Source organism: Streptomyces canus (assembly GCF_030815415.1).
GTDB lineage: Bacteria > Actinomycetota > Actinomycetes > Streptomycetales > Streptomycetaceae > Streptomyces > Streptomyces canus_F.
Map to the genome: position 1 here is coordinate 5,213,190 of NZ_JAUSWW010000001.1, position 23,128 is coordinate 5,236,317.

A 23,128-nucleotide genomic window follows, 5' to 3' on the forward strand; every position below is an offset into this window, starting at 1 on the left:
CTCAGCCCAGGTCGGGGGCGTGCATGGCACGGACGCCCTCGATGTTCCCGTCCAGGTAGTGCCGCAGGGACAGCGGGACGAGGTGGACGGAGGCGATCCCGATACGGGTGAACGGCACCCGCACGATCTCGTACTCACCGATGGGTTCGTCGATTTCCGGGCCGTGCCGCAGCGAGGTGTCCATGGACTCCAGACGGCAGACGAAGAAGTGCTGGACCTTCACCCCGGTCGCGGCGGCGTCCTCGCCGATGTGCTCGACGGTGTCGACGAAGCAGGGCACCACGTCGGTGATCTTGGCGCCGAGTTCCTCGTACACCTCGCGGTGCAGAGCGTCGACGACGGTCGCGTCGGTCGGCTCGACTCCACCACCGGGCGTGAGCCAGTAGGGATCCATGCCGGGTTTGGTGCGCTTGATCAGGATCAGGTCGTTGCCATGCAGGAGAACGGCACGTGCGGTGCGCTTGACCACGGGTCGGACGGTCATGGGTGAAATGTGGCCCGGTTGGTTCCACGTGAAACATCGCGAACGGTCATCGGCCGAACTCACCCGGTGACCCTAGGAAAAGCGCAGGTCAGCACCAGTCCGTAGCCGCTTGCAGCAGCCAGTCGTGAGCGCGCGCGATGTGCGGCATCGCCAGCGTGCCGGTACGGACCACCAGGAAGTACGTCCGCAGCGGCGGAACCGCCGGATGGTGCAGGGCGACGACGTCGCCGCGTTCCATGGCTGACGCGCACAGATAGCTGGGCAGCACCGCGAGTCCGGCACCCGCCGCCGCGCAGGCGAGCGCCGCGCGCAGATCGGGGACGATGACGGTGCCGGGGGCCGCCGGACGGGAGTCGAAGACGGAAGCCCAGTAGCGCGAGACGAACGGCAGCGACTCGTGCACCTCGATCACCGGGAGGTTCTCCAGGGCGGGCGCTCCCTTGCGGCGCAGGGTCCCGGTACTGATCCGCTTCGCCCAGCGGGGGGAGGCGACCAGGACGTGCACTTCGTCGCAGAGCGCAGTCGCCGTGAGCAGGGAGCCGCGTGGACGGGCCGTGGTGATGGCCAGATCGTGATGCCCGGCGGCCAGCCCTTCCAGGGTTTCCTCGGCGTTCCCGAAGGAGGCCCGCAGAGCGAAGCCCTGGCCGTCCTCGCCGGTCAGCTCGGTGAGCGCGGGCAGGGCCCGTTCAGCGACGAACTCGGGCGGCCCGGCGAGGTGGAGGGTTCGTAAAGAGGACTCGTCGTCGAGGCCGGTCTCGGTGATCTCCACCAGGGCGTCCAGATGCGGCGCGGCCTTGTGGGCGAGCTCGTCGCCGATGGTCGTCGGGGTCACCCCGCGGGCCTGTCGCAGGAACAGAGGGCGGCCCAACTGCCGCTCCAGCGTACGGATCTGCGAGGTCACGGCCGGTTGGGAGAGGCCGAGCAACGCGGCGGCGCGAGTGAAGGAGCCGGCCCGGTGCACGGTCACGAAGGTCCGCAACAAGGCCAGATCCATGCCGCGCCCTCCCGTTCAGTGCCTGCTCCTGGCCCCCCGGCCGCGCCCAACTATAAATATGTCGATAGGTCGCTGTCGCTACTGTGATTGGACACTGACGCAGAGTCAACTAGCCTTGCTTGCGCGGTTCTTCGCGCGCGGAACCGAGGACGGTCCGAGCCACGAGGGGGGAGGCTCGGACCGTCCGTTGTGCGTACCGGACCCCCACGGACGGGCAGAACATGGCGTCAGCGCGCCGACTCGTCCAGCGCGCGCAGCACATCCGCCACCAGATCCTCCGGGTCCTCGGCGCCGACCGAGAAGCGGACGAAGTCGTCCGGCACGGCATCCCCGCCCCAGCGCCCACGCCGCTCGGCCGTGGAACGCACTCCGCCGAAGCTCGTCGCGTCGTCCACGAGCCGCAGCGCGTCGAGGAAACGCTCCGCACGCTCGCGCGAAGGCAGCGTGAAGGAGACCACGCACCCGTAGCGCCGCATCTGCTGCGAGGCGACCTTGTGCGAGGGATCGTCGGGCAGTCCCGGATACCGCAGCCCCGTGACGTCCGGGCGCCCCTTCAGGGCCTCGGCGAGCACGAGCGCGGTCGCGTTCTGTCGGTCGACCCGCAGCTGGAGCGTGGCGATCGAGCGGTGCGCGAGCCAGGCCTCCATGGGGCCCGGGATCGCCCCGACGATCTTGCGCCAGCGTCGTACAGCGGTCATCGCCTCGCCGTCGCGCCCGGTGACGTATCCCAGGAGGACGTCTCCGTGCCCCGTGAGCTGCTTGGTGCCGCTGGCCACCGAGAAGTCGGCGCCGAGCTCCAGGGGGCGCTGTCCGAGCGGCGTCGCGAGGGTGTTGTCGACGGCGACGAGGGCACCACGCGCGTGTGCCGCCTCGACGAGCCGCCGGATGTCGCACACGTCGAGCCCGGGATTCGACGGCGTCTCGATCCACAGCAGCTTCGCGCCGTCCAGCACCTCCAGCTGGGCGTCGCCGCCGGTCGGCGCGGTCCGCACCTCGATGCCGTACGCCTCGAGCTGTGCGCGCACCAGGGGCAACACCTGGTAGCCGTCGTTCGGCAGGACGACCGTGTCCCCGGAGCGCAGCTGGGAGAAGAGCACCGAGGAGATGGCGGCCATGCCCGAGGCGAACACGAGCGTCTGGAGGCCGACCTGCCCGGGTGCCTCCAGCTCGCCGATGGCGCGCTCCAGGAGGGACCAGGTGGGGTTCTCGTCCCGGCCGTAGGTGTACGGACCGCCCACCTCGCCCGGCAGATGGAAGTGGGCGGCGAAGGCCGGGCCCGGCAGGGTGGGTTCGTTCCTGACCGGTTCGGGCAGTCCCGCCCGTACCGCGCGCGTGCCCTCGCCGTTGCCCTCGGTCGACTCGCTCATGCCACCCGTCCTTCCACGTCCTCGCGTACCGCGGTGAGCAGACCCTCGCTCGCCGCCTCCACCATCTCAAGGCACTCCTCGAAGCCGTCCATCCCCCCGTAATAAGGGTCCGGTACGTCGAGGTCGCCGCCCGCGGACGGGTCGTAGGAGCGCAGGAGCCGCACCTTCGCCGCGTCCTGCGGGGTGGGCGCGAGGCGGCGAAGGGCTTTGAGGTGGCCGTGGTCGAGGGCGATGACGAGGTCGAGGCGGGAGAACCACGACGGCTGGAACTGGCGGGCCGTGTGGTCGCCGTCGTAGCCGTGAGCCTCGAGGACCGACACGGTGCGCGGGTCGGCGCCGTCGCCCTCGTGCCAGCCGCCGGTACCGGCGCTGTCGACCTCGACCCGGCCGTCGAGCCCGTCCTCCGCCACGCGGGCACGGAAGACGGACTCGGCCATCGGCGAGCGGCAGATGTTGCCGGTGCAGACGAAGCAGACGCGGTACGTCACGAGGGGCTCAGTCCCCGTCGGGCAGGACGACGTTGAGCGCCCAGGACACGATCGAGATGATCAGGGCGCCGAGCACCGCGGTCCAGAAGCCGTCGACGTGGAAGCTCAGGTCGACCTTGTCGGCCAGCCACGAGGTCAGCATCAGCATCAGCGCGTTGACGACCAGGGTGAACAGACCGAGGGTCAGGATCAGCAGCGGGAGACTAAGGAGCTTGACGACCGGCTTGACCAGGAAGTTCACGATGCCGAAGATCAGCGCGACGAGGATCAGGGTGCCGATCTTCTTGCCCGTGCTGTCACCGGTCAGGGTGATCTTGTCCAGCAGCCAGACGGCGACCGCCAGGGCGCCCGCGTTGGCGATCGTCTTGACTACGAAATTCTTCATGTGTCTGATCGTGGCAGAAGAGATCGGCGATCAGCAGTGTGACGAGGGCGGACAAGGGCGATGAAGGCATTCCGGCTGGACGAACTGGAGGCGGAACGCGCCGCCAACGACGGCGCCTACCTGCAGTTTCTGCGTGAGCGGAGCATGTCGGTCGGGCTGTACGCGCTGGACGCGGGTGAACATGATCCACAGAAGCCGCACAATCAGGACGAGGTCTACTTCGTTGTGAGCGGCCGCGCCGCGATCACCGTGGGCATGGAGACCACCCAGGTCGCGCGCGGCAGCGTGGTCTACGTACCGGCCGGCGTCGCCCACAAGTTCCACCACATCAGCGAGGACCTGCGGGTCCTCGTGGTGTTCTCTCCGCCCGAGAGCTGACCCGGAACCCCGGGATTCCCTAGGGGATCAGTCAGGGGAGGACAAGGGGTGCGAGGCCCCCGCCGGCCCCCTCCCCGCCCTAGCATCGAGTGCAGGACATCAGAAGGATCCGGCATCACGAGCCCGGGTCTTCGACCGGACCCGGCACGAGCGACGGGCAGAGAGACAAGGACGAGAGCAATGGGAGATTTCTTCGCGGGACTGCCCTGGTGGGTGAAGTGGATCGCGGTGCCGGTCATCGCCCTGGTCGTGTTCGGCGGGCTGATAGCCAGCGTCGTCGGATTCGTCATCGGACTGCTCTTCAAGCTGCTGGTCTTCGTGGCCCTGGTCGGCGGACTGATCTACGTGGTGCGCAAGTTCACGTCGAGTTCCTCGTCGCGCGGCGACTGGTGACGCGTACGGCAACCCTCGAGCGGCACCGGTGATCGGCGGCCGGTAACAGGAATCGCCGGTTCCCTCGGGTGGGGGAAGTTTCGGTACAGGTCGAGTGCGAGCGGTGGCGGACGGTTAAAGTCCGGAATTCGACGCGGGGACGATCCCCCGCGAGCGGCGAACACCCCCTCCCGTGTCCCCCACACGGGCGGCCCCCTCGCGCTTCGGGAGTGACCCTTGGCCACGGTTGACACCGCACCCGCGGAACGCCTCGCAGCCCCCGCACCGGTCCGGGCGGCGGACCCTTCGCCGGAACCACGACTCCGGCCGCCGGAGCAGCCCGCAGCCACGAGCCGGTCGCGCCCGGGGACACTCCCGGCACCGGCATCGAACCCGGCACCGAGACCAGTCTCCGCCGACTCCCCTGAGTCACCGCATTCCACGACCCTCATCGGCTCCGTGCAGCGCGCGATGCGCCTGCTGGAATCCGTCGCCGAGCACGAACACGGCGCCCCCGCCAAACAACTGGCCCGCGAGACCGGCCTCGCCCTGCCCACGGCCTACCACCTGCTGCGCACCCTGGTCCACGAGGGTTATCTGCGCCGGGACCAGGGTCTGTTCTTCCTCGGCGAGGCGGCCGAACGGCTGAGCAGCAGCGGAGCACAGGAGAAACGTCGCAGCACGATCGCCGAGACACTGGCCCACTGGCGCGACGCCATCGGCGTACCCGTGTACTACGCGATCTACCGGGACGGCGAGATCGAGGTCATGTGCGTCTCCGAGACCCCGGGCAACCCGGCGGTCGAGGAATGGGCCGACTTCCGCGAGACGGCGCACGCGCACGCGATCGGCCAATGCCTGCTTTCCCAGCTCGGCGAGGACGCCCGCCGCGACCACCTGGACCGCTACCCCGTGCAGGCCATCACTCCGTACACCGTGCGGGACAACCACACGCTGCTGCGGCGTCTGGACCGGACACGGCGGATGGAACCGGTCTTCGAACGGCAGGAGTACGCACTGGGGACGGTCTGCGCGGCGATTCCGATCACTATGGGCACCACCGCCGCGACGGTGGCCATCTCGCTGCCCGCCCACCAGGCCGACCGACTGGCGGCCGCCACCCGTCAGCTGCAGAGCGAGGTCGGACGCCTCCTCGGGTCGCTGGCGATCTCTATCAGTATCTGAAAACTCACTCCTTGTGATCTCCCGTGTACTTTCAGCAAACTTCCACCACAGTCAAAGGGATCATTCCCGGCCAGTCGACGGCAGATGACGGGGTAGACGATGGGTGAGTCGGTACAGGCAGAGGTCATGATGAGCTTTCTCGTGTCCGAGGAGCTCGCCTTCCGCATCCCGGTGGAGCTGCGCTACGAGACCTACGATCCCTACGCCGTGCGGCTCACCTTCCATCTGCCCGGTGACGCGCCGGTGACCTGGGCTTTCGGGCGTGAGCTGCTGATCGACGGCGTGGGGCGGCCGTGCGGGGACGGGGATGTGCGCATCGCGCCCGCCGAGGCGGACACGCTGGGTGAGGTCCTGATCCGTCTTCAGGTCGGTGTCGACCAGGCGCTGTTCCGCTCCTCGGCGGCGCCGCTCATCGCCTTCCTCGACCGCACCGACAAGCTGGTGCCGCTGGGCCAGGAGGGGGCGCTCGCCGACTTCGACGCCCACCTCGAGGAGGCCCTGGACCGGATCCTGGCGGAGGAACAGAGCGCGGGCTGAAGCGTTACGGCCATGAGGGGGGCGTAACGCTTCAGCGCGGGCGTGGGGCTCGCGCAGGAACGCTTCTCCTCTGGGCGGGGCCCGGGGCATGCCACAGCGGCTGTACGCCGCCGTACAGCCCTTCTTACGGCGGCGCGGGCGCCGGCGTCAGCGCTTGCGTCGCCGCCCGCGCCCGCCTCGTGCCGCGGTCGGCTGGGTGCCCGCCGACATCGACTGGGCTCCCGCCGGAGCCGGCCGCCCGCCCACCGGCGCCGTCCCGGAGCCAGGGAGCGGAGGCCGGTCGGCCGCCACCACCAGGGCCGCGAGGGCGGTCGTCACCGGCACAGACGCGACCAGGCCGATCGATCCCACCAGCGTGCGCACGATCTCCTCGGCGACGAGCTCGCTGTTGGCGACGGTCCCCACGCTGCTCTGCGCGATGGAGAAGAGCAGCAGCAGCGGCAGGGCGGCGCCCGCGTAGGCGAGGACGAGCGTGTTGACGACGGACGCGATGTGGTCGCGGCCGATGCGGATGCCCGCGCGGTACAGATCGCGCCAGCCCATCGACGGATTGGCCTCGTGCAGCTCCCAGACCGCCGACGTCTGGGTGACCGTCACATCGTCGAGGACACCGAGCGAACCGATGATGACACCGGCGAGCAGCAGACCGCTCATGTCGATCGACGGGTACAGGCCGTGGATCAGGCCGGTGTTGTCGTCCGTGTTGCCGGTGAGCGCGGCCCAGTCGATGAACAGCGAGCCGAGCACGCCGATCAGCAGCAGCGAGATCAGCGTGCCGAGCACCGCGACGGATGTTCTCGCCGACAGTCCATGGCACAGATACAGGGCGATCAGCATGATGGCGCTCGCCCCGACCACGGCCACGACCAGCGGGTTCGAGCCTTGCAGGATCGCGGGCAGGATGAAGAAGTTCAGGATCATGAAGCTGATGGCCAACGCGACCAGCGCCATGACGCCCCGCAACCGCCCGACGACCACGACGGCGAGCGCGAAGATGCCGGCGAGCAGCGCCATGGGAAGCCTGCGGTTCACGTCGGTGACCGAGTACTGCAGGTCCTTGGGGGCGGAGGGCTCGTAGGCGACCACGACCTTCTCGCCCTGGTCCAACTGCCGTGACTGGTCCGGCTGCACGATCTCGGTGAACGTACGGCCCTTGTCGTCGCCGGTGTCGACGCGGATCGTCGCCTTCTTGCAGTCGCCGTCGGCCTGCTGCTGGGCGGAGGAGCCCTCGGCGGTGGAGGTGTCGCCGGTCGGGGTCTCGCCCGAGGCGTTGACCGACTTGCAGCTCACGCTCACGACCTTGGTGACCGTGGCCTGCTGGGTCTGACGGTCGAAGCCGACGCCGGTGCGCTCATGACCCGGCGCCCCCCCGGGCCACAGCACGACGAGCCCGACGATCACGGCGACGCCGAAGGGGATGAGGATCGCGGCGATGACCTTGCGCAGGTGCTTGGAGACGGGGGCCGCCGGGCCGTGACTGTGGCTGTGACCGTGCCCGCCGCCACCGCCACCGTCACCGCCGGTCCCCCCGCCACCGGAACCGGGGCCGTGCCCATGTCCGTGTCCGCCACCCGCGTCGTGCCCGTGGCCACCGGAACCGGCCCCCTGCTCGAACCGGCCGCCCGATCCGGGCTCCTGTCCGAACCAGTCACCTGTGCCGTTGCCCTGCTCGGGCCAGTCGCCGGAGCCCGGGCCGTACCCGTCGCCCTGCCCGTCCGCGGGCCCGGGTCTGTTGCCGGGCCCGTTTCCGGAACCGGGCCTGCGAGGAGGCTCGGGCGGTGGGAACGGGGACTGATGTGTCGTGGTCACCGACCGATCATCGCAAGAACGACAGGGGCCCTCTGTTCACCGCGCCCGAATTGACGCTAGCGTGGGGGCACCTTTGTACACGCGGGAGCTCGGAGCACCGGGCTGAGAGGGCGCTGACCTCCGTCCCAGCGATGTTTCACGTGGAACATCGTCACCAGCGAGTGACGTTCCACACGAAACGTCGGCAGACGGAAGCCGCTGCGTCGACCGCCGAACCTGTTACCGGGTAATGCCGGCGTAGGGAGTAGGTCTCATGACCATCAAGGACGCGCGCACGCCTGCCTTCAGCCAGGACGAACAGCCCCTTCAGGGCGAACAGTCCGCGGAGATCGGGAAGTCCATCGGCTGGCACAAGGCGTATGTCGAGGGCTCTCGCCCCGATCTGCGGGTGCCGGTCCGTCAGGTGCACCTCACCAACGGGCAGTCGGTCACGCTGTACGACACATCGGGTCCGTACACCGATCCCCTGGTCGACACCGACGTACGGCGGGGTCTGGCCCCGCTCCGGGAGAACTGGATCATCGCCCGCGGCGATACCGAGGAGTACGCGGGCCGTCCCGCCCGTCCCGAGGACGACGGCATCAAGCACACCTCGCCGCGGGGCGGCAACCTCCGCAACCTCGACGCGGTGTTCCCCGGGCGGCCCCGGCTGCCGCGCCGTAGCCGCGACGGTGAAGCGGTCACGCAGCTCGCGTACGCCCGGCGCGGTGAGATCACGCCGGAGATGGAGTACGTGGCCCTGCGGGAGAACGTGGCCCCCGAGGTCGTCCGGGAGGAGATCGCGGCCGGCCGCGCGGTCCTCCCGGCCAACGTCAACCACCCCGAGATCGAGCCGATGATCATCGGCAAGCGGTTCCTGGTGAAGGTCAACGCCAACATCGGCAACTCCGCGGTGACGTCCTCCATCGAGGAGGAGGTCGAGAAGATGACCTGGGCGACCCGCTGGGGCGCCGACACGGTCATGGATCTGTCCACCGGCCGCAACATCCACACCACCCGCGAGTGGGTGCTGCGCAACTCCCCCGTCCCCATCGGCACGGTGCCGCTCTACCAGGCACTGGAGAAGGTGGACGGCAAGGCCGAGGAACTGACCTGGGAGATCTACAAGGACACGGTCATCGAGCAGGCCGAGCAGGGCGTGGACTACATGACCGTCCACGCGGGCGTCCGCCTGCCGTACGTACCGCTGACGGCCAACCGGAAGACGGGCATCGTCTCGCGCGGCGGCTCGATCATGGCGGCCTGGTGCCTCGCGCACCACAAGGAGTCGTTCCTCTACGAGAACTTCGAGGAACTCTGCGAGATCCTCGCCGCCTACGACGTCACGTACTCGCTCGGCGACGGCCTCCGGCCGGGTTCGATCGCGGACGCCAACGACGAGGCGCAGTTCGCGGAGTTGAGGACGCTCGGGGAACTCAACACGATCGCGAAGCGATTCAATGTACAGACCATGATCGAGGGTCCTGGGCACGTCCCGATGCACAAGATCAAGGAGAACATCGACCTTCAGCAGGAGATCTGCGAGGAGGCACCGTTCTATACGCTCGGCCCGCTGACCACGGACGTCGCCCCGGCGTACGACCACATCACCTCAGGCATCGGTGCCGCGATGATCGCGTGGTGGGGCACGGCGATGCTCTGCTACGTCACGCCCAAGGAGCACTTGGGTCTGCCCAATCGTGACGACGTGAAGACAGGCGTCATCACCTACAAGATCGCGGCCCATGCGGCGGACCTCGCCAAGGGACACCCTGGCGCACAGGAGTGGGACGACGCGCTGTCGGACGCCCGCTTCGAGTTCCGGTGGGAGGACCAGTTCAACCTCGCCCTCGACCCTGACACGGCCCGCGAGTTCCACGACGAGACACTCCCGGCCGAGCCGGCCAAGACGGCCCACTTCTGCTCCATGTGCGGACCCAAGTTCTGCTCGATGAAGATTAGCCAAAGCATCACAAAGCAGTTCGGCGGTACGGCGGCTGCGGGGGCGACGGCTGAGGAGGTCGCCGAAGGCATGATGCAGAAGTCGAAGGAGTTCGCGGCCAGCGGGAACAGGGTGTACCTGCCACTCGCGGAGTGAGAACCGGGGTGCGATGCCTCGGCGCTTCGGGGCATCGCTTCCCCCGGGAGCTCGGCAAGTCTGCCCTCCTGCTCTTTCGGCGGGCAGACTGCCCCCATGACGAGAACATTGGGCAAGGGCGCCAACCTTCCTGTCGATTATCGTGCGGTGCGCGTCGAGTTCGTTTGGCACGAAAAGCCTGACGCGCCCGATGTCGACGGGTCGGCCTTGCTGCTCACTGGTGCCGGACGCGTTCGCGACGATGGTGACTTCGTCTTCTACAACCAGCCGCAACATGCGTCGAACGCTGTGACCCACCTGGGAAAGCAGAGTGCTGATGGCGTCCTCACCGACACAGTCGAGGTCAATCTGCGCTTGCTTGACCCCGCCGTCGAGCGAGTTGTGCTGTGCGCTTCGGCCGATGGTGGAACGTTCGGGCAGGTGCCTGGGCTGACCTTGAGGCTCCTGGACGCGGTGAGCGGGACTGAGATCGCACGGTTTCCCATGGAGGCCGAGACGGAGACCGCGTTCATCGGCGGTGAGCTGTACCTACGGGCGGGGCAGTGGAAGTTCCGCGCAGTCGGTCAGGGTTACGCTTCGGGGCTCGCTGGGCTGGCCACCGACTTCGGCATCACCGTTGAGGATGCGTCCTCGGATGCGTCCGTGCTCCCGGCGGCACCTGTTTCGCCATCGCCTGTCCCGGCCCCGGCATCTGCCGGCCCGCGCCTCAGCAAGGGCGAAGAACAACTGCCCGTCGATATGCGCAAGCGTCTGTCCCTGCGTAAGGAACAGGTGGCGGTGAGTCTGAGAAAGCATGGAGCAGTCGGAGTCACCGCGCGCGTCATCCTGGTCCTGGACGCCTCCGGATCGATGTCTTTCCTCTATTCCAAGGGCGTCGTCGCCGATGTTGTGGAGCGCATGGCAGCGGTGGCCGCGCAGTTGGACGATGACGGTGACATGCAAGCCTGGACGTTCGCTTCCAACGCGGCACGCCTCCCTGATCTGCGACTCGGGGACCTTCCCGAATGGCTGCGACTGCACGTCCGGGTGGGACAGATCAGCCTCTTCCGGCGTAGTAAGAAGCCTGGCAGAGGGTTGGAACCCGGTCAGGTCGACATGCGGATGGTGGGTATCCAGAACGAAGAACAGAAGGCGATCGCCCAAGTCCGTACGTATGTCCAGGAAACCCCTGCTGCTGTCCCCACCCTGGTGCTGTTCTTCTCCGACGGTGGCATCCACCGCAACGCCATGATCGAGCGAGAGTTGCGGGAAGCCGTTGAGGAACCGATCTTCTGGCAGTTCGTGGGGCTCGGACAGTCCGACTATGGAGTGTTGGAACGCTTCGACACCCTGCCGGGCCGTCGCGTCGACAACGTCGGATTCTTTGCTGTGGACGACATCAGCACAGTCCCCGACCAGGAGCTGTACGACCGGATCCTGTCCGAGTTCCCGACCTGGATTGCTGCCGCCGGCCAGGCCGGCATCATTTGATCTGATTCTTCCGGTCCCTCTCAGGGCTGAGGCTGTCCTCGATGAAGATCTCCCAGGACATCCGTCGCCGGCACGGCGGGAACCAGGAAGAGATCGAGGAGGGCATGGCCCAGAAGTCGAAGGAGTTCACGGCCGCCGGGAACCGGGTGTATCTGCCGCTCGCCGACTGAGCTGCGGCCGTCGGGGAGTGCGGGAGGCGCAGGTCGTCCGGTGTCCGTGCGGCGCCGGACGACCGGCTTGCGCGCCCCCGGAAGCGGGTTTCCCCGCGGGGAGGGGCGCAAGCCGGGGGCTACTCCGGCTGGTGTTCCGGGCCGCCGAAGTCCGGGCTGGTGTAGTCCGGGCTCGTGAAGCTGGGCCGGGGGCCGGTGGAGCCGTCGTCCGGGCTGCTGAAGCCCGGACGGCCGTAGCCGAGGTTCGGCATACGGCTGGTCGGAGCGGGCGGTGCGGGGCGGTGCAGGGCGGTCGCCGTGCCGGGGTCGGCCAGCGCGTCCCGCATGAAGGGCAGGACACCCCGCTCCAGCAGGGCCTCGCGCCAGGCTTCCCTGGCCCGGGCCACCTCCCCGCTCAGCTCGCCGTACGGCCCCGTGTCCAGCGAGGGCCGGTTGCGCAGGGCGGTGAGCAGGAGGCCGACCGCGGCGACCAGGATCGCGACCGCGGTCACCGCGCCGAACACCCAACCGGTGGTCAGCATCGTCTGGGCGAACGCCGGCTGGGGGTCCAGCATTTTCAGGATGTACCCCACCAGCAGGAAGATCGCCGCGGCGGTTCCGGCAAGAACAGGTGTCAGGACCGCGGCGACGGCGCCCGCGCCGGCGGTCTCGGCGACCTCTCCCATGGTGGCGGCGAGCCCCACCGCGCCCGAGCCCGGCTCCGCGGAGCCGGTTTCACGGACGGACGACGGGGTGGACGGCGCCGGCTGGCGCAGTTCCTCGCGGACCTTCACGTAGTGCTGGTATTCGGTCGCCGCGGCCGCCGTGATGATCGCCGTGGCGTTGAGCGCCATGGTGCGCAGCTGTTCGGGATTGAGCCGCTGTCCCACAGCGGCCAGTTCCGGGCGGTGTGGGGCGGAGCGCAGCACCTCATCGAGGATCCGCTCGTACTCCTGGCGGTCCTCGATCAGCAGGTGCTGCGGAACGCTGTTCATGTGCATCCCCCGATGCTCCGTAGGGCTTGGGGCTCGCATGACTGTGAGCCGTCGGGCAGAAACGGAGGGGAGCCTGCTACGGATAAGCCGATGGTAGAGCGGTGACGGCACACGGTGACAGGGGGTTTCCAGAAATTGGGCCCTGGCCTGCGTCGTTTCTTGCTCAGTCCGTCATGGGGGATCGGCTGCCCCGTGAACGTTCAGATATCCAGCGGCAGTTGCTGGACCAGCAGCTTTCCGGCCATGGTCACACCGCCGTCCATCGCGATGGCCAGCCCCTCGGCGTAGACGTGCGGTCCCTCGACCAGCGGACCCGACGAGTCCTCGCCGTCCTCCGAGCCCACCTCGCCCAGCAGGTAGGGGATCGGGCTGTGCCCGTGGACGATCCGCGTGCCGCCGTAGGTGTCGAGCAGGGACCGCACATGGTCGGCGCCGCCCTCGTCGCGGAAGGAGAAGCGCTTGGTGAACTTGCGGAACAGATCCCACACCTCGTCCGCGTCGTTGCGCGTGATCGTCTCGCGGACGGTGTCGTTGACCGCCTCGATCGAGTCGCCGTAGTCGAGGTAGGCGGTGGTGTCCGAGTGGACGAGCAGGTGCCCGTCGACCTCCTCCATGGCGTCGAGGCGGGCCATCCACTGGAGGTGGTGGTCCTGGAGACGGTCCATGTCGGTCTTCTGCCCGCCGTTGAGCAGCCAGGCCGCCTGGAAGGTGGCGGTGCCGGCACCGGAGTTGACGGGGGTGTCGCCGAACCGCTTGGCGCCGAGCAGCAGCAACTCGTGGTTGCCCATGAGGGCCTTGCAGTAGCCGCCGGCCGCGGCGGCCTCGGCGGACAGGCGCATCACGAGGTCGATGACGCCGATGCCGTCCGGGCCGCGGTCGGTGAAGTCGCCGAGGAACCACAGCCGGGCGGTGCCCGCGCACCAGTTGCCGGCCGCGTCGACGAGGCCCTTCTCCTGGAGCGCCGCCACCAGCTCGTCGAGATAGCCGTGGACGTCACCGACGACGAACAGTGCGCCCGGCCCGACGACGGCCTGCGGGACCGCCGCGGGGTCGACGGCCACCTGAAGCGTGTCACCTCGGTTGACGACCGGCAGGTTGCGCTCGGTGGGCGTGTACCCCTCCGGGTACTCCGCCTCGTGCGCCGGTACGACGTCACCGGGGTGCGCGCTGTGGCCGTACGGGCCGGTCTCGTGGACGTACGCGGGCACCCGGAAGTCGCGCAACGTCGCCGTCCGCTCCGCCTCGGGTCCCTGACCGGCCCCCTGAGTCATCAGACCCCTCCACCATCACGCCGCATCTGCACCGCTTCGGACTGCCTGGTCGCAGCGGCCCGCGGTGTCGTGGGCCCATCATAGGAATGCGGATCGCGCCATGTGATGACCCAGGGGTGGTGAATCGGAGCAAGACTCCTGTTCACCGTGGCTTTCGCCCCGATTGGGCAGGGCCTGTGCCGCCTGCTGACGGCCCTCGTCCTACTTTTCCTCGGGCGACCGGGGCGGACTGACGGTCGTCCGGGGAGGACGGCGCTGGGACGAAGTACGCACGATCAGCTCCGTCGGTATCACCTGCTCGACCGGTTGGTCCGATTCGACCCCCTCGATGGCGTCGATGAGGAGCTGGACCACGGCCGTGCCGATACGCCTCGGCTTCAGCGAGAGCGTGGTGATGGGCGGTTCGGTGCTGGCGTACACGGTGGACTCGCTGCAGCAGACCAGAAGCAGGTCGTCCGGTACCCGCAGCCCGTAGCGACGGGCGGCGGCGAGCAGATCGGTGCCGTTCGGGTCGAACAGCCCGTAGACCGCGTCGGGGCGGTCCGGACGGGCGAGCAGCCGGTCGGCGGCGACGGCGCCCGCGCACGGATCGTGCGCCGGGTAGGACTCGTACACCGGATCCTGGCCGACCCGCTCGCACCAGCGCAGATACGCCGTGGTGGACAGATGGGTGTAGGTGTCCGTCGACGTCCCCGTCAGCAGGCCGATCCGGCGGGCGCCGGCGTCGGCCAGGTGGTCGAGGATGCCGAGTACGGCGGCCTCGTGGTCGTTGTCGACCCACGCGGTGACCGGCAGCGAGCCGGCCGGGCGGCCGTCGGAGACGACCGGCAGCCCCTGCCGGACGAGTTCGCTGACCACCGGGTCCTGGTCGGACGGGTCGATGACGACCGTCCCGTCCAGGGCGACGTTCGACCACACGTCGTGGCGCGAGGTCGCGGGGAGGATGACGAGCGCGTAGCCCCGGGCGAGCGCCGCCGAGGTGGCGGCCCGGGCCATCTCGGCGAAGTACGCGAACTCCGTGAAGGTAAAAGGTTCATCCCCGTACGTCGTCACGGTCAGGCCGATGAGGCCCGACTTTCCGGTACGGAGGGTTCGGGCGGCCGCCGACGGGCGATAACCCAGCCGGTCGGCGACCTCGCGGACATGGCGGCGGGTGGCGTCCGGGAGCCGCCCTTTGCCGTTGAGGGCGTCAGAGACGGTCGTGATGGAGACTCCGGCGGCGGCGGCAACGTCTCTGATGCCCGCACGGCCCGGCCGGCTGCCTCGACGTGAGGTTTCCGCGCGGCTCACCTGGTGCTTCCCTGCTGCTGTCATGGCGAGCCGATAGTAGGGCTCAGGCGGTGGGGTAGGGCGGGCGCATATGCACGCGTTGACAGGCACGTTTCTGCATGGTCATACCCCGTCAATTTCCTTTGAATGAAAGGGAGTTGAACGATCCAATGGCACTACGTGACTTGTCGACGCGCATGGGCCTGCCAAGTCCCCGATGTTTCGAAGAGGTCTCAACTCACCTGCACGGGTGATGCGCGCCACGGCGCGAGCCACCGGCGCATAGATATATGTGAGAGCGCCCTGTGATTCGTCTGTCTTCGTACGGTGATGCCCCTGATGCCAGTGGGGCTGATGGGGTTTGCGTCCGCCTGTACGCAGCGGCGCCGAATCCTCATAAGGTAAGAAGCATTCGAAGCCGGTGGTGGTCACAAGGAGGACTGCGGTGAGCGAGACGAGCCCCAAGCTGCGCGCCGAGCTGGAGGGGATTCCCACCTACAAGCCGGGCAAGCCCGCAGCGGCCGGCGGCCCGGTCGCCTACAAGCTGTCCTCCAACGAGAACCCCTATCCGCCGCTGCCGGGCGTGATGGAGAGCGTCACGGCCGCGGCCTCGTCCTTCAACCGCTACCCGGACATGGCCTGCACAGGCCTGATGAACGAGCTGTCGGAGCGCTTCGGTGTCCCGCTCTCCCACCTGGCCACCGGAACCGGCTCGGTCGGTGTCGCCCAGCAGCTCATCCAGGCGACCTCGGGCCCGGGCGACGAGGTCATCTACGCCTGGCGGTCCTTCGAGGCGTACCCGATCATCGCGCAGATCAGCGGAGCGACCTCGGTGAAGGTCCCGCTGACGCCGGGCGATGTGCACGACCTGGACGCCATGGCCGACGCCATCACCGACCGGACGAGGCTGATCTTCGTCTGCAACCCCAACAACCCGACCGGCACCGTGGTGAAGCGGGCCGAGCTGGAGCGCTTCCTCGACCGGGTGCCGAGTGATGTGCTCGTGGTGCTGGACGAGGCGTACCGCGAGTTCATCCGGGACGCCGAGGTGCCGGACGGCGTCGAGCTGTACCGCGACCGGCCGAACGTCTGCGTCCTGCGGACCTTCTCCAAGGCGTACGGTCTCGCCGGTCTCCGGGTCGGCTTCGCGATCGCCCACGAGCCGGTGGCGGCGGCGCTGCGCAAGACCGCGGTGCCCTTCGGCGTCAGCCAGCTCGCGCAGGACGCGGCGATCGCCTCGCTGCGTGCCGAGGACGAACTGCTCGGCCGGGTGGGCTCGCTGGTGTGTGAGCGCAACCGGGTGGTCGAGGGCTTGCGGGGGCAGGGCTGGACGGTGCCGCAGACCCAGGCCAACTTCGTGTGGCTGCGGTTGGGGGAGCGCACGGCCGACTTCGCCGCGGCGTGCGAGCGCCAGGGTGTGGTGGTCCGGCCGTTCCCGGGCGAGGGTGTGCGGGTGACCGTCGGGGAGACCGAGGCGAACGACATCTTCCTGAAGGCGGCGGAAGGGTTCCGCAAGGAGCTCTGAAGCGCTCTAAAAGACCTGCCGCACGGCGGCCGCTTCAACGAGATGTTGAAGCGGCCGCCGTGTCCGTTCACGTGACGCAGGAGACACGACCCCCCTGCCTTTCGTCGAAAACCAGTACGGCATACTGGGCTTGTGAATGTGAACGCGTTCACAAGCGTGTCCCGGTTGCTCCAATGATGCGTGTGACATAAGGGGCAAACTGCCGTACCACGGTGACCTAAGGAGACTGACGACGTGGACCTGGCTTTGGCGCCGGAGACACTGGCGCGCTGGCAGTTCGGCATCACCACCGTCTACCACTTCCTCTTCGTTCCTCTGACGATCTCGCTGGCCGCCCTCACGGCCGGACTGCAGACCGCCTGGGTGCGCACGGAGAAGGAGAAGTACCTCAGGGCGACGAAGTTCTGGGGCAAGCTCTTCCTGATCAACATCGCGATGGGTGTGGTCACCGGCATCGTGCAGGAGTTCCAGTTCGGCATGAACTGGTCCGACTACTCGCGCTTCGTCGGTGACGTCTTCGGCGCCCCGCTCGCCTTCGAGGCCCTGATCGCCTTCTTCTTCGAATCGACCTTCATCGGTCTGTGGATCTTCGGCTGGGACAAGCTGCCCAAGAAGATCCACCTGGCCTGCATCTGGATGGTCTCGATCGGCACCATCCTGTCGGCGTACTTCATCCTCGCGGCCAACTCGTGGATGCAGCACCCGGTCGGCTACCGGATCAACGAGGCCAAGGGCAGGGCCGAGCTCACCGACTTCTGGCTGGTCCTGACCCAGAACACCGCGCTCGCCCAGGCCTTCCACACCCTCTCGGCGGCGTTCCTCACCGGCGGCGCCTTCATGGTCGGCATCTCCGCCTTCCATCTGCTGCGCAAGAAGCACATCAGCGACATGAAGACCTCGCTGCGGCTCGGCCTGGTCACTGTCGTCATCGGTGGCATGCTCACCGCGGTCAGCGGCGACACCCTCGGCAAGATCATGTACGAGCAGCAGCCGATGAAGATGGCCGCCGCCGAGGCGCTGTGGGACGGCGAGAAGCCGGCCCCCTTCTCGGTCTTCGCCGTCGGCGACGTCGACAAGGGCCACAACAGGGTCGCCATAGAGATCCCGGGTCTGCTGTCCTTCCTGGCCAAGGACGACTTCACCTCGTACGTCCCGGGCATCAACGACATCAACAAGGCCGAGCAGGAGAAGTACGGGCCCGGCGACTACCGGCCCAACATCCCCGTCGCCTACTGGGGCTTCCGCTGGATGATCGGCTTCGGCATGACGTCCTTCGCGATCGGCCTGCTCGGACTCTGGCTGACCCGCAAGGAGTTCCTGCTGCCGCAGGCCCTGAGGGTCGCCGACGACGAGGTGCCGCATCTCGTGCTGCTGCCCCGGGGCAAGAAGGCCCTCGGCCCGAAGCTGACCACGTGGTACTGGCGCATCGCCGTTCTCACCGCGGGCTTCCCGCTGATCGCCAACTCCTGGGGCTGGATCTTCACCGAGATGGGCCGTCAGCCGTGGGTCGTCTACGGCGTCCTGCGGACCCGCGACGCGGTCTCCCCTGGTGTCTCCCAGGGCGAGGTCCTCACCTCGATGATCGTCTTCACCTCGCTGTACGCCATCCTCGCCGTCGTCGAGGTCAAGCTGCTCGCGAAGTACATCAAGGCCGGCCCGCCCGAGCTCACCGAGGCCGACCTCAACCCGCCCACGAAGATCGGCGGCGACACCCGTGACGCCGACAAGCCGATGGCTTTCTCGTACTAGGCCGAGGGGGATCGAGTCATGGAACTTCACGACGTCTGGTTCGTGCTCATCGCCGTCCTGTGGACCGGCTACTTCTTCCTGGAGGGTTTTGACTTCGGGGTCGGCGTCCTCACCAAGCTGCTGGCCCGGAACCGGCCCGAGAAGCGGGTGCTGATCAACACCATCGGCCCCGTGTGGGACGGCAACGAGGTCTGGCTGCTCTCGGCGGGCGGCGCGACCTTCGCCGCCTTCCCCGAGTGGTACGCCACCCTCTTCTCCGGCTTCTACCTGCCCCTGCTGCTCATCCTGGTCTGTCTCATCGTCCGCGGTGTCGCCTTCGAGTACCGGGTCAAGCGACCCGAGGAGAACTGGCAGCGCAACTGGGAGACCGCGATCTTCTGGACCTCGCTGCTCCCGGCGTTCCTGTGGGGCGTCGCCTTCGGCAACATCGTGCACGGCGTGAAGATCGACAAGAACTTCGAGTACGTCGGCACCGTCTGGGACCTGCTCAACCCGTACGCGCTCCTCGGCGGGGTGGTGACGCTGACGCTGTTCACCTTCCACGGGGCGGTGTTCACCGCGCTCAAGACGGTCGGCGAGATTCGGGAGCGGGCGCGGAAGCTGGCGCTTCAGGTCGGGCTCGTGACCGCCGTGTCGGCGCTCGTCTTCCTGCTGTGGACGCAGGTCGAGAGCGGCGACGCCAAGAGCCTGGTCGCCATGGTCGTGGCGGTGGCCGCGCTGGTCGCCGCCCTGGTGGCCAACCAGGCCGGGCGCGAGGGCTGGTCGTTCGCATTCTCGGGCGTCACCATCGCGGCCGCCGTGGCGATGCTCTTCCTGACGCTCTTCCCGAACGTCATGCCGTCCTCGCTCAACGAGGACTGGAGCCTCACGGTCACCAACGCGTCGTCGAGCCCGTACACCCTGAAGATCATGACCTGGTGCGCGGTGATCGCCACGCCGGTCGTGATGGTCTACCAGGGCTGGACCTATTGGGTGTTCCGCAAGCGGATCGGTACGCAGCACATCGCGGCGGACGTCGCGCACTGAGTCCGAGCCAGGGGTGCCCGGGTCGGGGCATGTTTCACGTGAAACATGCCCCGCCATTCCCGCTGAGAAGAGGGTGTGTTTCACGTGAAACCGATCGATCCGCGTCTGCTGCGATACGCCCGCGCCACCCGTCTCTTCATGGTGGCGGTCGTGGGCCTGGGTGCCGTCGGGGCGGCGCTGATCATCGCCCAGGCGATGCTCATCGCCGAGGTGGTCGTCGGTGCCTTCCAGCACGGTCTGTCGGTCGGTGAACTCCGCACTCCCCTGCTCCTGTTGGTGGCGGTAGCGGGGGGACGGGCGCTGGTCTCCTGGCTCACGGAACTCGCCGCGCACCGGGCCAGTGCGGCGGTCAAGTCCGAGCTGCGAGGGCGGCTGCTGGAGCGGGCCGCAGGGCTCGGACCCGGGTGGCTGAGCGGGCAGCGGACAGGATCGCTGGTCGCGCTCGCCACACGAGGAGTCGATGCCCTCGACGACTACTTCTCGCGCTATCTGCCGCAGTTGGGCCTTGCGGTGGTCGTGCCGGTGGCGGTGCTGGCGCGGATCGTCACCGAGGACTGGGTCTCGGCGGCCATCATCGTCGGCACCCTCCCCCTCATCCCGGTCTTCATGGTGCTGATCGGCTGGGCCACACAGTCCCGGATGGACCGTCAGTGGCAGCTGCTGTCCCGGCTGTCCGGGCACTTCCTGGACGTCGTCGCCGGGCTGCCGACGCTGAAGGTGTTCGGACGGGCCAAGGCGCAGGCCGACTCGATCCGGCGTATCACCGGCGAATACCGGCAGGCGACCATGCGGACGCTGCGGATCGCCTTCATCTCCTCCTTCGCCCTGGAACTGCTCTCGACGTTGTCGGTGGCGCTGGTCGCCGTGACGATCGGCATGCGGCTTGTGCACGGCGAGATGGACCTGTACATCGGCCTGGTCATCCTGGTGCTGGCGCCCGAGGCGTACCTGCCGCTGCGGCAGGTGGGGGCGCAGTACCACGCGGCGGCGGAGGGGTTGGCCGCCGCCGAGGAGATCTTCGAGGTATTGGAGACGCCGGTACCGGCGTCGGGCACCCGCGCCGTGTCCGCCGGTGCGCTGTCCTTCGACAAGGTCACCGTCCGCTACCCCGGCCGGTCCGGAGATGTCGTCTCCGATGTGTCCTTCACCGTCGAGCCCGGGGAGACCGTCGCGCTCGTCGGACCGAGCGGCGCGGGCAAGTCGACGCTGCTGAACGTGCTGCTGGGGTTCGTTCCGCCCGCCGAAGGACGGGCACTGGTCGGGGGAGTCGATCTCACCCAGGCCGATCTGGAGGAGTGGCGGTCGCAGATCGCGTGGGTGCCGCAGCGGCCGCATCTGTTCGCCGGGACGATCGCCGAGAACGTACGGCTGGCACGCCCCGACGCGGACGACACCGCCGTACGGCAGGCGCTCGGGGACGCGGGCGCGCTGGAGTTCGTCGACACGCTGCCCCAGGGCGCCGACACCGTGCTCGGGGAGGACGGGGCAGGGCTGTCCGCCGGTCAGCGGCAACGGCTCGCATTGGCCCGGGCGTTCCTCGCGGACCGGCCCGTGCTGCTGCTCGACGAGCCGACGGCGGCGCTCGACGGGGCCACCGAGGCGGAGGTCGTGGCGGCGGTACGGCGGCTGGCCGTGGGGCGGACGGTGCTGCTCGTCGTTCATCGGCCGGCGCTTCTGGGTGTGGCGGATCGGGTGGTGCGGCTGGATGAGGCTGTCGCTCCCAGTCGTACTGAGGCCGTGGCGAAGACGCCCGCGGCTCGAGGGGGCGAAGAGCGGTCCTTCGACACCGATGGGGCGTCCTCCGAGGAGGCCGTGCCCGGCGATCCGGAAGCGGCCGTGCCCACCCGTGGTGTCCTCGTCCGTGTCCGTGCCATGGCCGCCCCCCGGCGCGGGAGCCTCGCGCTCGCCCTGCTTCTCGGGAGCCTGGCTCTCGGCAGTGCCGTCGGGCTCATGGCCACCTCCGGGTGGCTCATCTCGCGGGCCTCGCAGCAGCCGCCGGTGCTGTATCTGATGGTGGCCGTGACGGCGACGCGGGCCTTCGGGATCGGGCGGGCCGTCTTCCGGTACGCGGAGCGGCTCGTGTCGCACGACGCCGTGCTGCGGATGCTCGCCGACACCCGGGTCGCCGTGTACCGGCGCCTAGAGCGGCTGGCGCCCGCCGGACTGCGCCGGACCCGCCGTGGTGATCTGCTGTCGCGCCTCGTCGCCGATGTCGACGCCTTGCAGGACTACTGGCTGCGCTGGCTGTTGCCCGCCGGTGCGGCTCTCGCGGTGTCCGCCGTGTCCGTGGGCTTCACCGTCTGGCTGCTGCCCGAGGCCGGTGCCGTGCTCGCCGTCGGGCTGCTGGCGGCCGGTGTCGGGGTGCCGTCGGTGACCGGTGCGGTGGCCCGGCGGGCGGAGCGGCGGCTGGCCCCCGCACGCGGAGTGCTGGCGACGCGCGTGACCGATCTGCTGACCGGGACCGCCGAACTGGCCGTCGCCGGCGCCCTGTCCGCCCGTACCGCCGACGCGCGGCAGGCCGACGGGGTGCTCGCCCGGATCGCCTCGCGCGCCGCCACCGCCACCGCGCTCGGCGACGGGCTCACCGCGCTGGTCTCCGGCCTGACCGTCGCGGCCACCGCCCTCGTGGGCGCCCAGGGAGTCGCCGACGGACGGCTGAGCGGCGTCACCATGGCCGTCGTCGTCCTCACCCCGCTGGCCGCCTTCGAGGCCGTCCTCGGGCTGCCGCTCGCCGTGCGGTACCGTCAGCGGGTCCGCAAGAGCGCGGAGCGCGTGTACGAGGTGCTGGACGCCCCGGAGCCGGTGCGGGAGCCGGAGCGGCCGCGGGAGGCACCCGCGTCGCCGTTCCCGGTGGCCGTGCGGGGGCTGTCCGCCCGTTACGCCGGGCAGGAGCGGGATGCTCTCGCCGGGCTGGACCTGACTCTCACGGAAGGCCGCCGGATCGCCGTCGTAGGGCCGTCCGGGTCCGGCAAGACGACCCTCGCGCAGGTGCTGCTGCGGTTCCTGGACGCGGAGGCCGGCTCGTACACGCTGGGCGGTGTGGACGCGTACGCGCTGGACGGCGACGACGTACGGCGGTTCGTGGGGCTGTGTGCCCAGGACGCGCACCTCTTCGACAGTTCACTGCGCGAGAACCTGATGCTCGCCAAGAAGGACGCCTCCGAGGCCGATCTGCGTGACGCCCTGGGGCGGGCCCGGCTGCTCAAGTGGGCCGACGGTCTGCCCGACGGCCTGGACACGCTGGTCGGCGAGCACGGGGCGAGGCTGTCCGGGGGCCAGCGGCAGCGGCTGGCGCTGGCCCGCGCGCTGCTGGCCGACTTCCCCGTCCTCGTGCTCGACGAGCCCGCCGAACATCTCGACCTGCCCACCGCCGACGCGCTCACCGCCGACCTCCTGGCCGCCACCGAGGGGCGTACGACGTTGCTCATCACCCACCGGCTGGCTGGGCTGGAAGGAGTGGACGAGGTGATCGTGCTGGACGGGGGGCGCGTGGTGCAGCGGGGTTCGTATGCGGAGCTGGCCGCCGTGGCGGGGCCGTTGCGGGGGATGGTGGAGCGGGAGGCGGAGTCGGAGGTGCTGGCGCTCACCGCGTGAGCCG

At 69.0% G+C, this 23,128-nt stretch carries 19 protein-coding genes and 1 pseudogene; 11 read left to right on the top strand and 9 right to left on the bottom strand.

The window, feature by feature from the left end; translation table 11 throughout:
* Position 1: 1 nt before the first annotated feature.
* The 5 genes from QF037_RS24135 to QF037_RS24155 all read right to left on the bottom strand — a co-directional run bounded on the left by QF037_RS24135 (position 2) and on the right by QF037_RS24155 (position 3,718).
* Positions 2 to 484: an NUDIX domain-containing protein gene (locus QF037_RS24135; protein ID WP_307028548.1), complete on the bottom strand. Its 483-nt coding sequence runs from the start codon at positions 482 to 484 to the stop codon at positions 2 to 4.
* Positions 485 to 572: 88 nt separating this feature from the next.
* Positions 573 to 1,478, bottom strand: a complete 906-nt coding sequence (locus tag QF037_RS24140; RefSeq protein WP_307028550.1) for a LysR family transcriptional regulator — start codon at positions 1,476 to 1,478, stop codon at positions 573 to 575.
* Between the two features lie 227 nt (positions 1,479 to 1,705).
* Positions 1,706 to 2,845 (bottom strand): cystathionine gamma-lyase, encoded by a 1,140-nt coding sequence (locus QF037_RS24145; RefSeq protein ID WP_307028552.1) that lies wholly within the window; start codon positions 2,843 to 2,845, stop codon positions 1,706 to 1,708.
* Positions 2,842 to 3,333, bottom strand: a complete 492-nt coding sequence (locus QF037_RS24150) for a low molecular weight protein-tyrosine-phosphatase (RefSeq protein ID WP_307028554.1) — start codon at positions 3,331 to 3,333, stop codon at positions 2,842 to 2,844. The genes QF037_RS24145 and QF037_RS24150 overlap by 4 nt, the downstream gene beginning before the upstream one ends.
* A 7-nt stretch (positions 3,334 to 3,340) precedes the next feature.
* Positions 3,341 to 3,718 carry a phage holin family protein gene (locus tag QF037_RS24155; protein ID WP_307028556.1) on the bottom strand — a complete coding sequence of 126 codons (378 nt, stop codon included), beginning with the start codon at positions 3,716 to 3,718 and terminating at the stop codon, positions 3,341 to 3,343.
* Between the two features lie 60 nt (positions 3,719 to 3,778).
* Between QF037_RS24155 and QF037_RS24160 the strand changes: the two genes are divergently transcribed.
* From QF037_RS24160 to QF037_RS24175, 4 genes are all read left to right on the top strand, one after another.
* Complete coding sequence (locus QF037_RS24160) at positions 3,779 to 4,096, top strand: cupin domain-containing protein (RefSeq protein WP_307028557.1); 318 nt, start codon at positions 3,779 to 3,781, stop codon at positions 4,094 to 4,096.
* 180 nt (positions 4,097 to 4,276) lie between these two features.
* On the top strand, positions 4,277 to 4,489 hold the full coding sequence (locus QF037_RS24165; RefSeq protein WP_046256474.1) for a DUF5326 family protein: 213 nt from the start codon (positions 4,277 to 4,279) through the stop codon (positions 4,487 to 4,489).
* Positions 4,490 to 4,918: 429 nt separating this feature from the next.
* Positions 4,919 to 5,653, top strand: a complete 735-nt coding sequence (locus QF037_RS24170; RefSeq protein ID WP_307037345.1) for an IclR family transcriptional regulator — start codon at positions 4,919 to 4,921, stop codon at positions 5,651 to 5,653.
* Positions 5,654 to 5,752: 99 nt separating this feature from the next.
* A complete protein-coding gene (locus tag QF037_RS24175; protein WP_307028559.1) occupies positions 5,753 to 6,190 on the top strand; it encodes an SsgA family sporulation/cell division regulator in 438 nt (145 codons plus the stop codon).
* Between the two features lie 147 nt (positions 6,191 to 6,337).
* Here QF037_RS24175 and QF037_RS24180 read toward each other — a convergent pair whose 3' ends face one another.
* A complete protein-coding gene (locus QF037_RS24180) occupies positions 6,338 to 7,999 on the bottom strand; it encodes a YibE/F family protein (RefSeq protein ID WP_307028561.1) in 1,662 nt (553 codons plus the stop codon).
* A 253-nt stretch (positions 8,000 to 8,252) separates the two neighbouring features.
* On the opposite strand from QF037_RS24180, the gene thiC reads away from it, so the two are divergent.
* The 3 genes and pseudogenes from thiC to QF037_RS24195 all read left to right on the top strand — a co-directional run.
* Complete coding sequence (gene thiC, locus QF037_RS24185; protein WP_307028562.1) at positions 8,253 to 10,076, top strand: phosphomethylpyrimidine synthase ThiC; 1,824 nt, start codon at positions 8,253 to 8,255, stop codon at positions 10,074 to 10,076.
* A gap of 96 nt (positions 10,077 to 10,172) precedes the next feature.
* A complete protein-coding gene (locus QF037_RS24190; RefSeq protein WP_307028563.1) occupies positions 10,173 to 11,546 on the top strand; it encodes a VWA domain-containing protein in 1,374 nt (457 codons plus the stop codon).
* 32 nt (positions 11,547 to 11,578) lie between these two features.
* A pseudogene (locus QF037_RS24195) lies at positions 11,579 to 11,716 on the top strand (thiamine biosynthesis protein ThiC); the annotation flags it as partial.
* Between the two features lie 119 nt (positions 11,717 to 11,835).
* On the opposite strand, the gene QF037_RS24200 reads toward QF037_RS24195, so the two are convergent.
* The 3 genes from QF037_RS24200 to QF037_RS24210 form a co-directional block, all read right to left on the bottom strand.
* On the bottom strand, positions 11,836 to 12,696 hold the full coding sequence (locus QF037_RS24200) for a hypothetical protein (RefSeq protein ID WP_307028565.1): 861 nt from the start codon (positions 12,694 to 12,696) through the stop codon (positions 11,836 to 11,838).
* 194 nt (positions 12,697 to 12,890) lie between these two features.
* Entirely contained in the window at positions 12,891 to 13,961 is a 1,071-nt protein-coding gene (locus QF037_RS24205) for a metallophosphoesterase (protein ID WP_307028567.1), read from the bottom strand.
* A 201-nt stretch (positions 13,962 to 14,162) separates the two neighbouring features.
* A complete protein-coding gene (locus QF037_RS24210; protein ID WP_266824842.1) occupies positions 14,163 to 15,275 on the bottom strand; it encodes a LacI family DNA-binding transcriptional regulator in 1,113 nt (370 codons plus the stop codon).
* A 400-nt stretch (positions 15,276 to 15,675) separates the two neighbouring features.
* Between QF037_RS24210 and hisC the strand changes: the two genes are divergently transcribed.
* The 4 genes from hisC (at position 15,676) to cydD (ending at position 23,124) form a co-directional block, all read left to right on the top strand.
* On the top strand, positions 15,676 to 16,755 hold the full coding sequence (hisC, locus tag QF037_RS24215) for a histidinol-phosphate transaminase (protein ID WP_307028569.1): 1,080 nt from the start codon (positions 15,676 to 15,678) through the stop codon (positions 16,753 to 16,755).
* 234 nt (positions 16,756 to 16,989) lie between these two features.
* Positions 16,990 to 18,504, top strand: coding sequence for a cytochrome ubiquinol oxidase subunit I (locus QF037_RS24220; protein WP_307028570.1), 1,515 nt, complete (start codon positions 16,990 to 16,992; stop codon positions 18,502 to 18,504).
* An 18-nt stretch (positions 18,505 to 18,522) separates the two neighbouring features.
* A complete protein-coding gene (gene cydB / locus QF037_RS24225; RefSeq protein ID WP_307028572.1) occupies positions 18,523 to 19,530 on the top strand; it encodes a cytochrome d ubiquinol oxidase subunit II in 1,008 nt (335 codons plus the stop codon).
* A gap of 84 nt (positions 19,531 to 19,614) precedes the next feature.
* Positions 19,615 to 23,124: a thiol reductant ABC exporter subunit CydD gene (gene cydD, locus QF037_RS24230; RefSeq protein WP_307028574.1), complete on the top strand. Its 3,510-nt coding sequence runs from the start codon at positions 19,615 to 19,617 to the stop codon at positions 23,122 to 23,124.
* Positions 23,125 to 23,128: the final 4 nt, after the last annotated feature.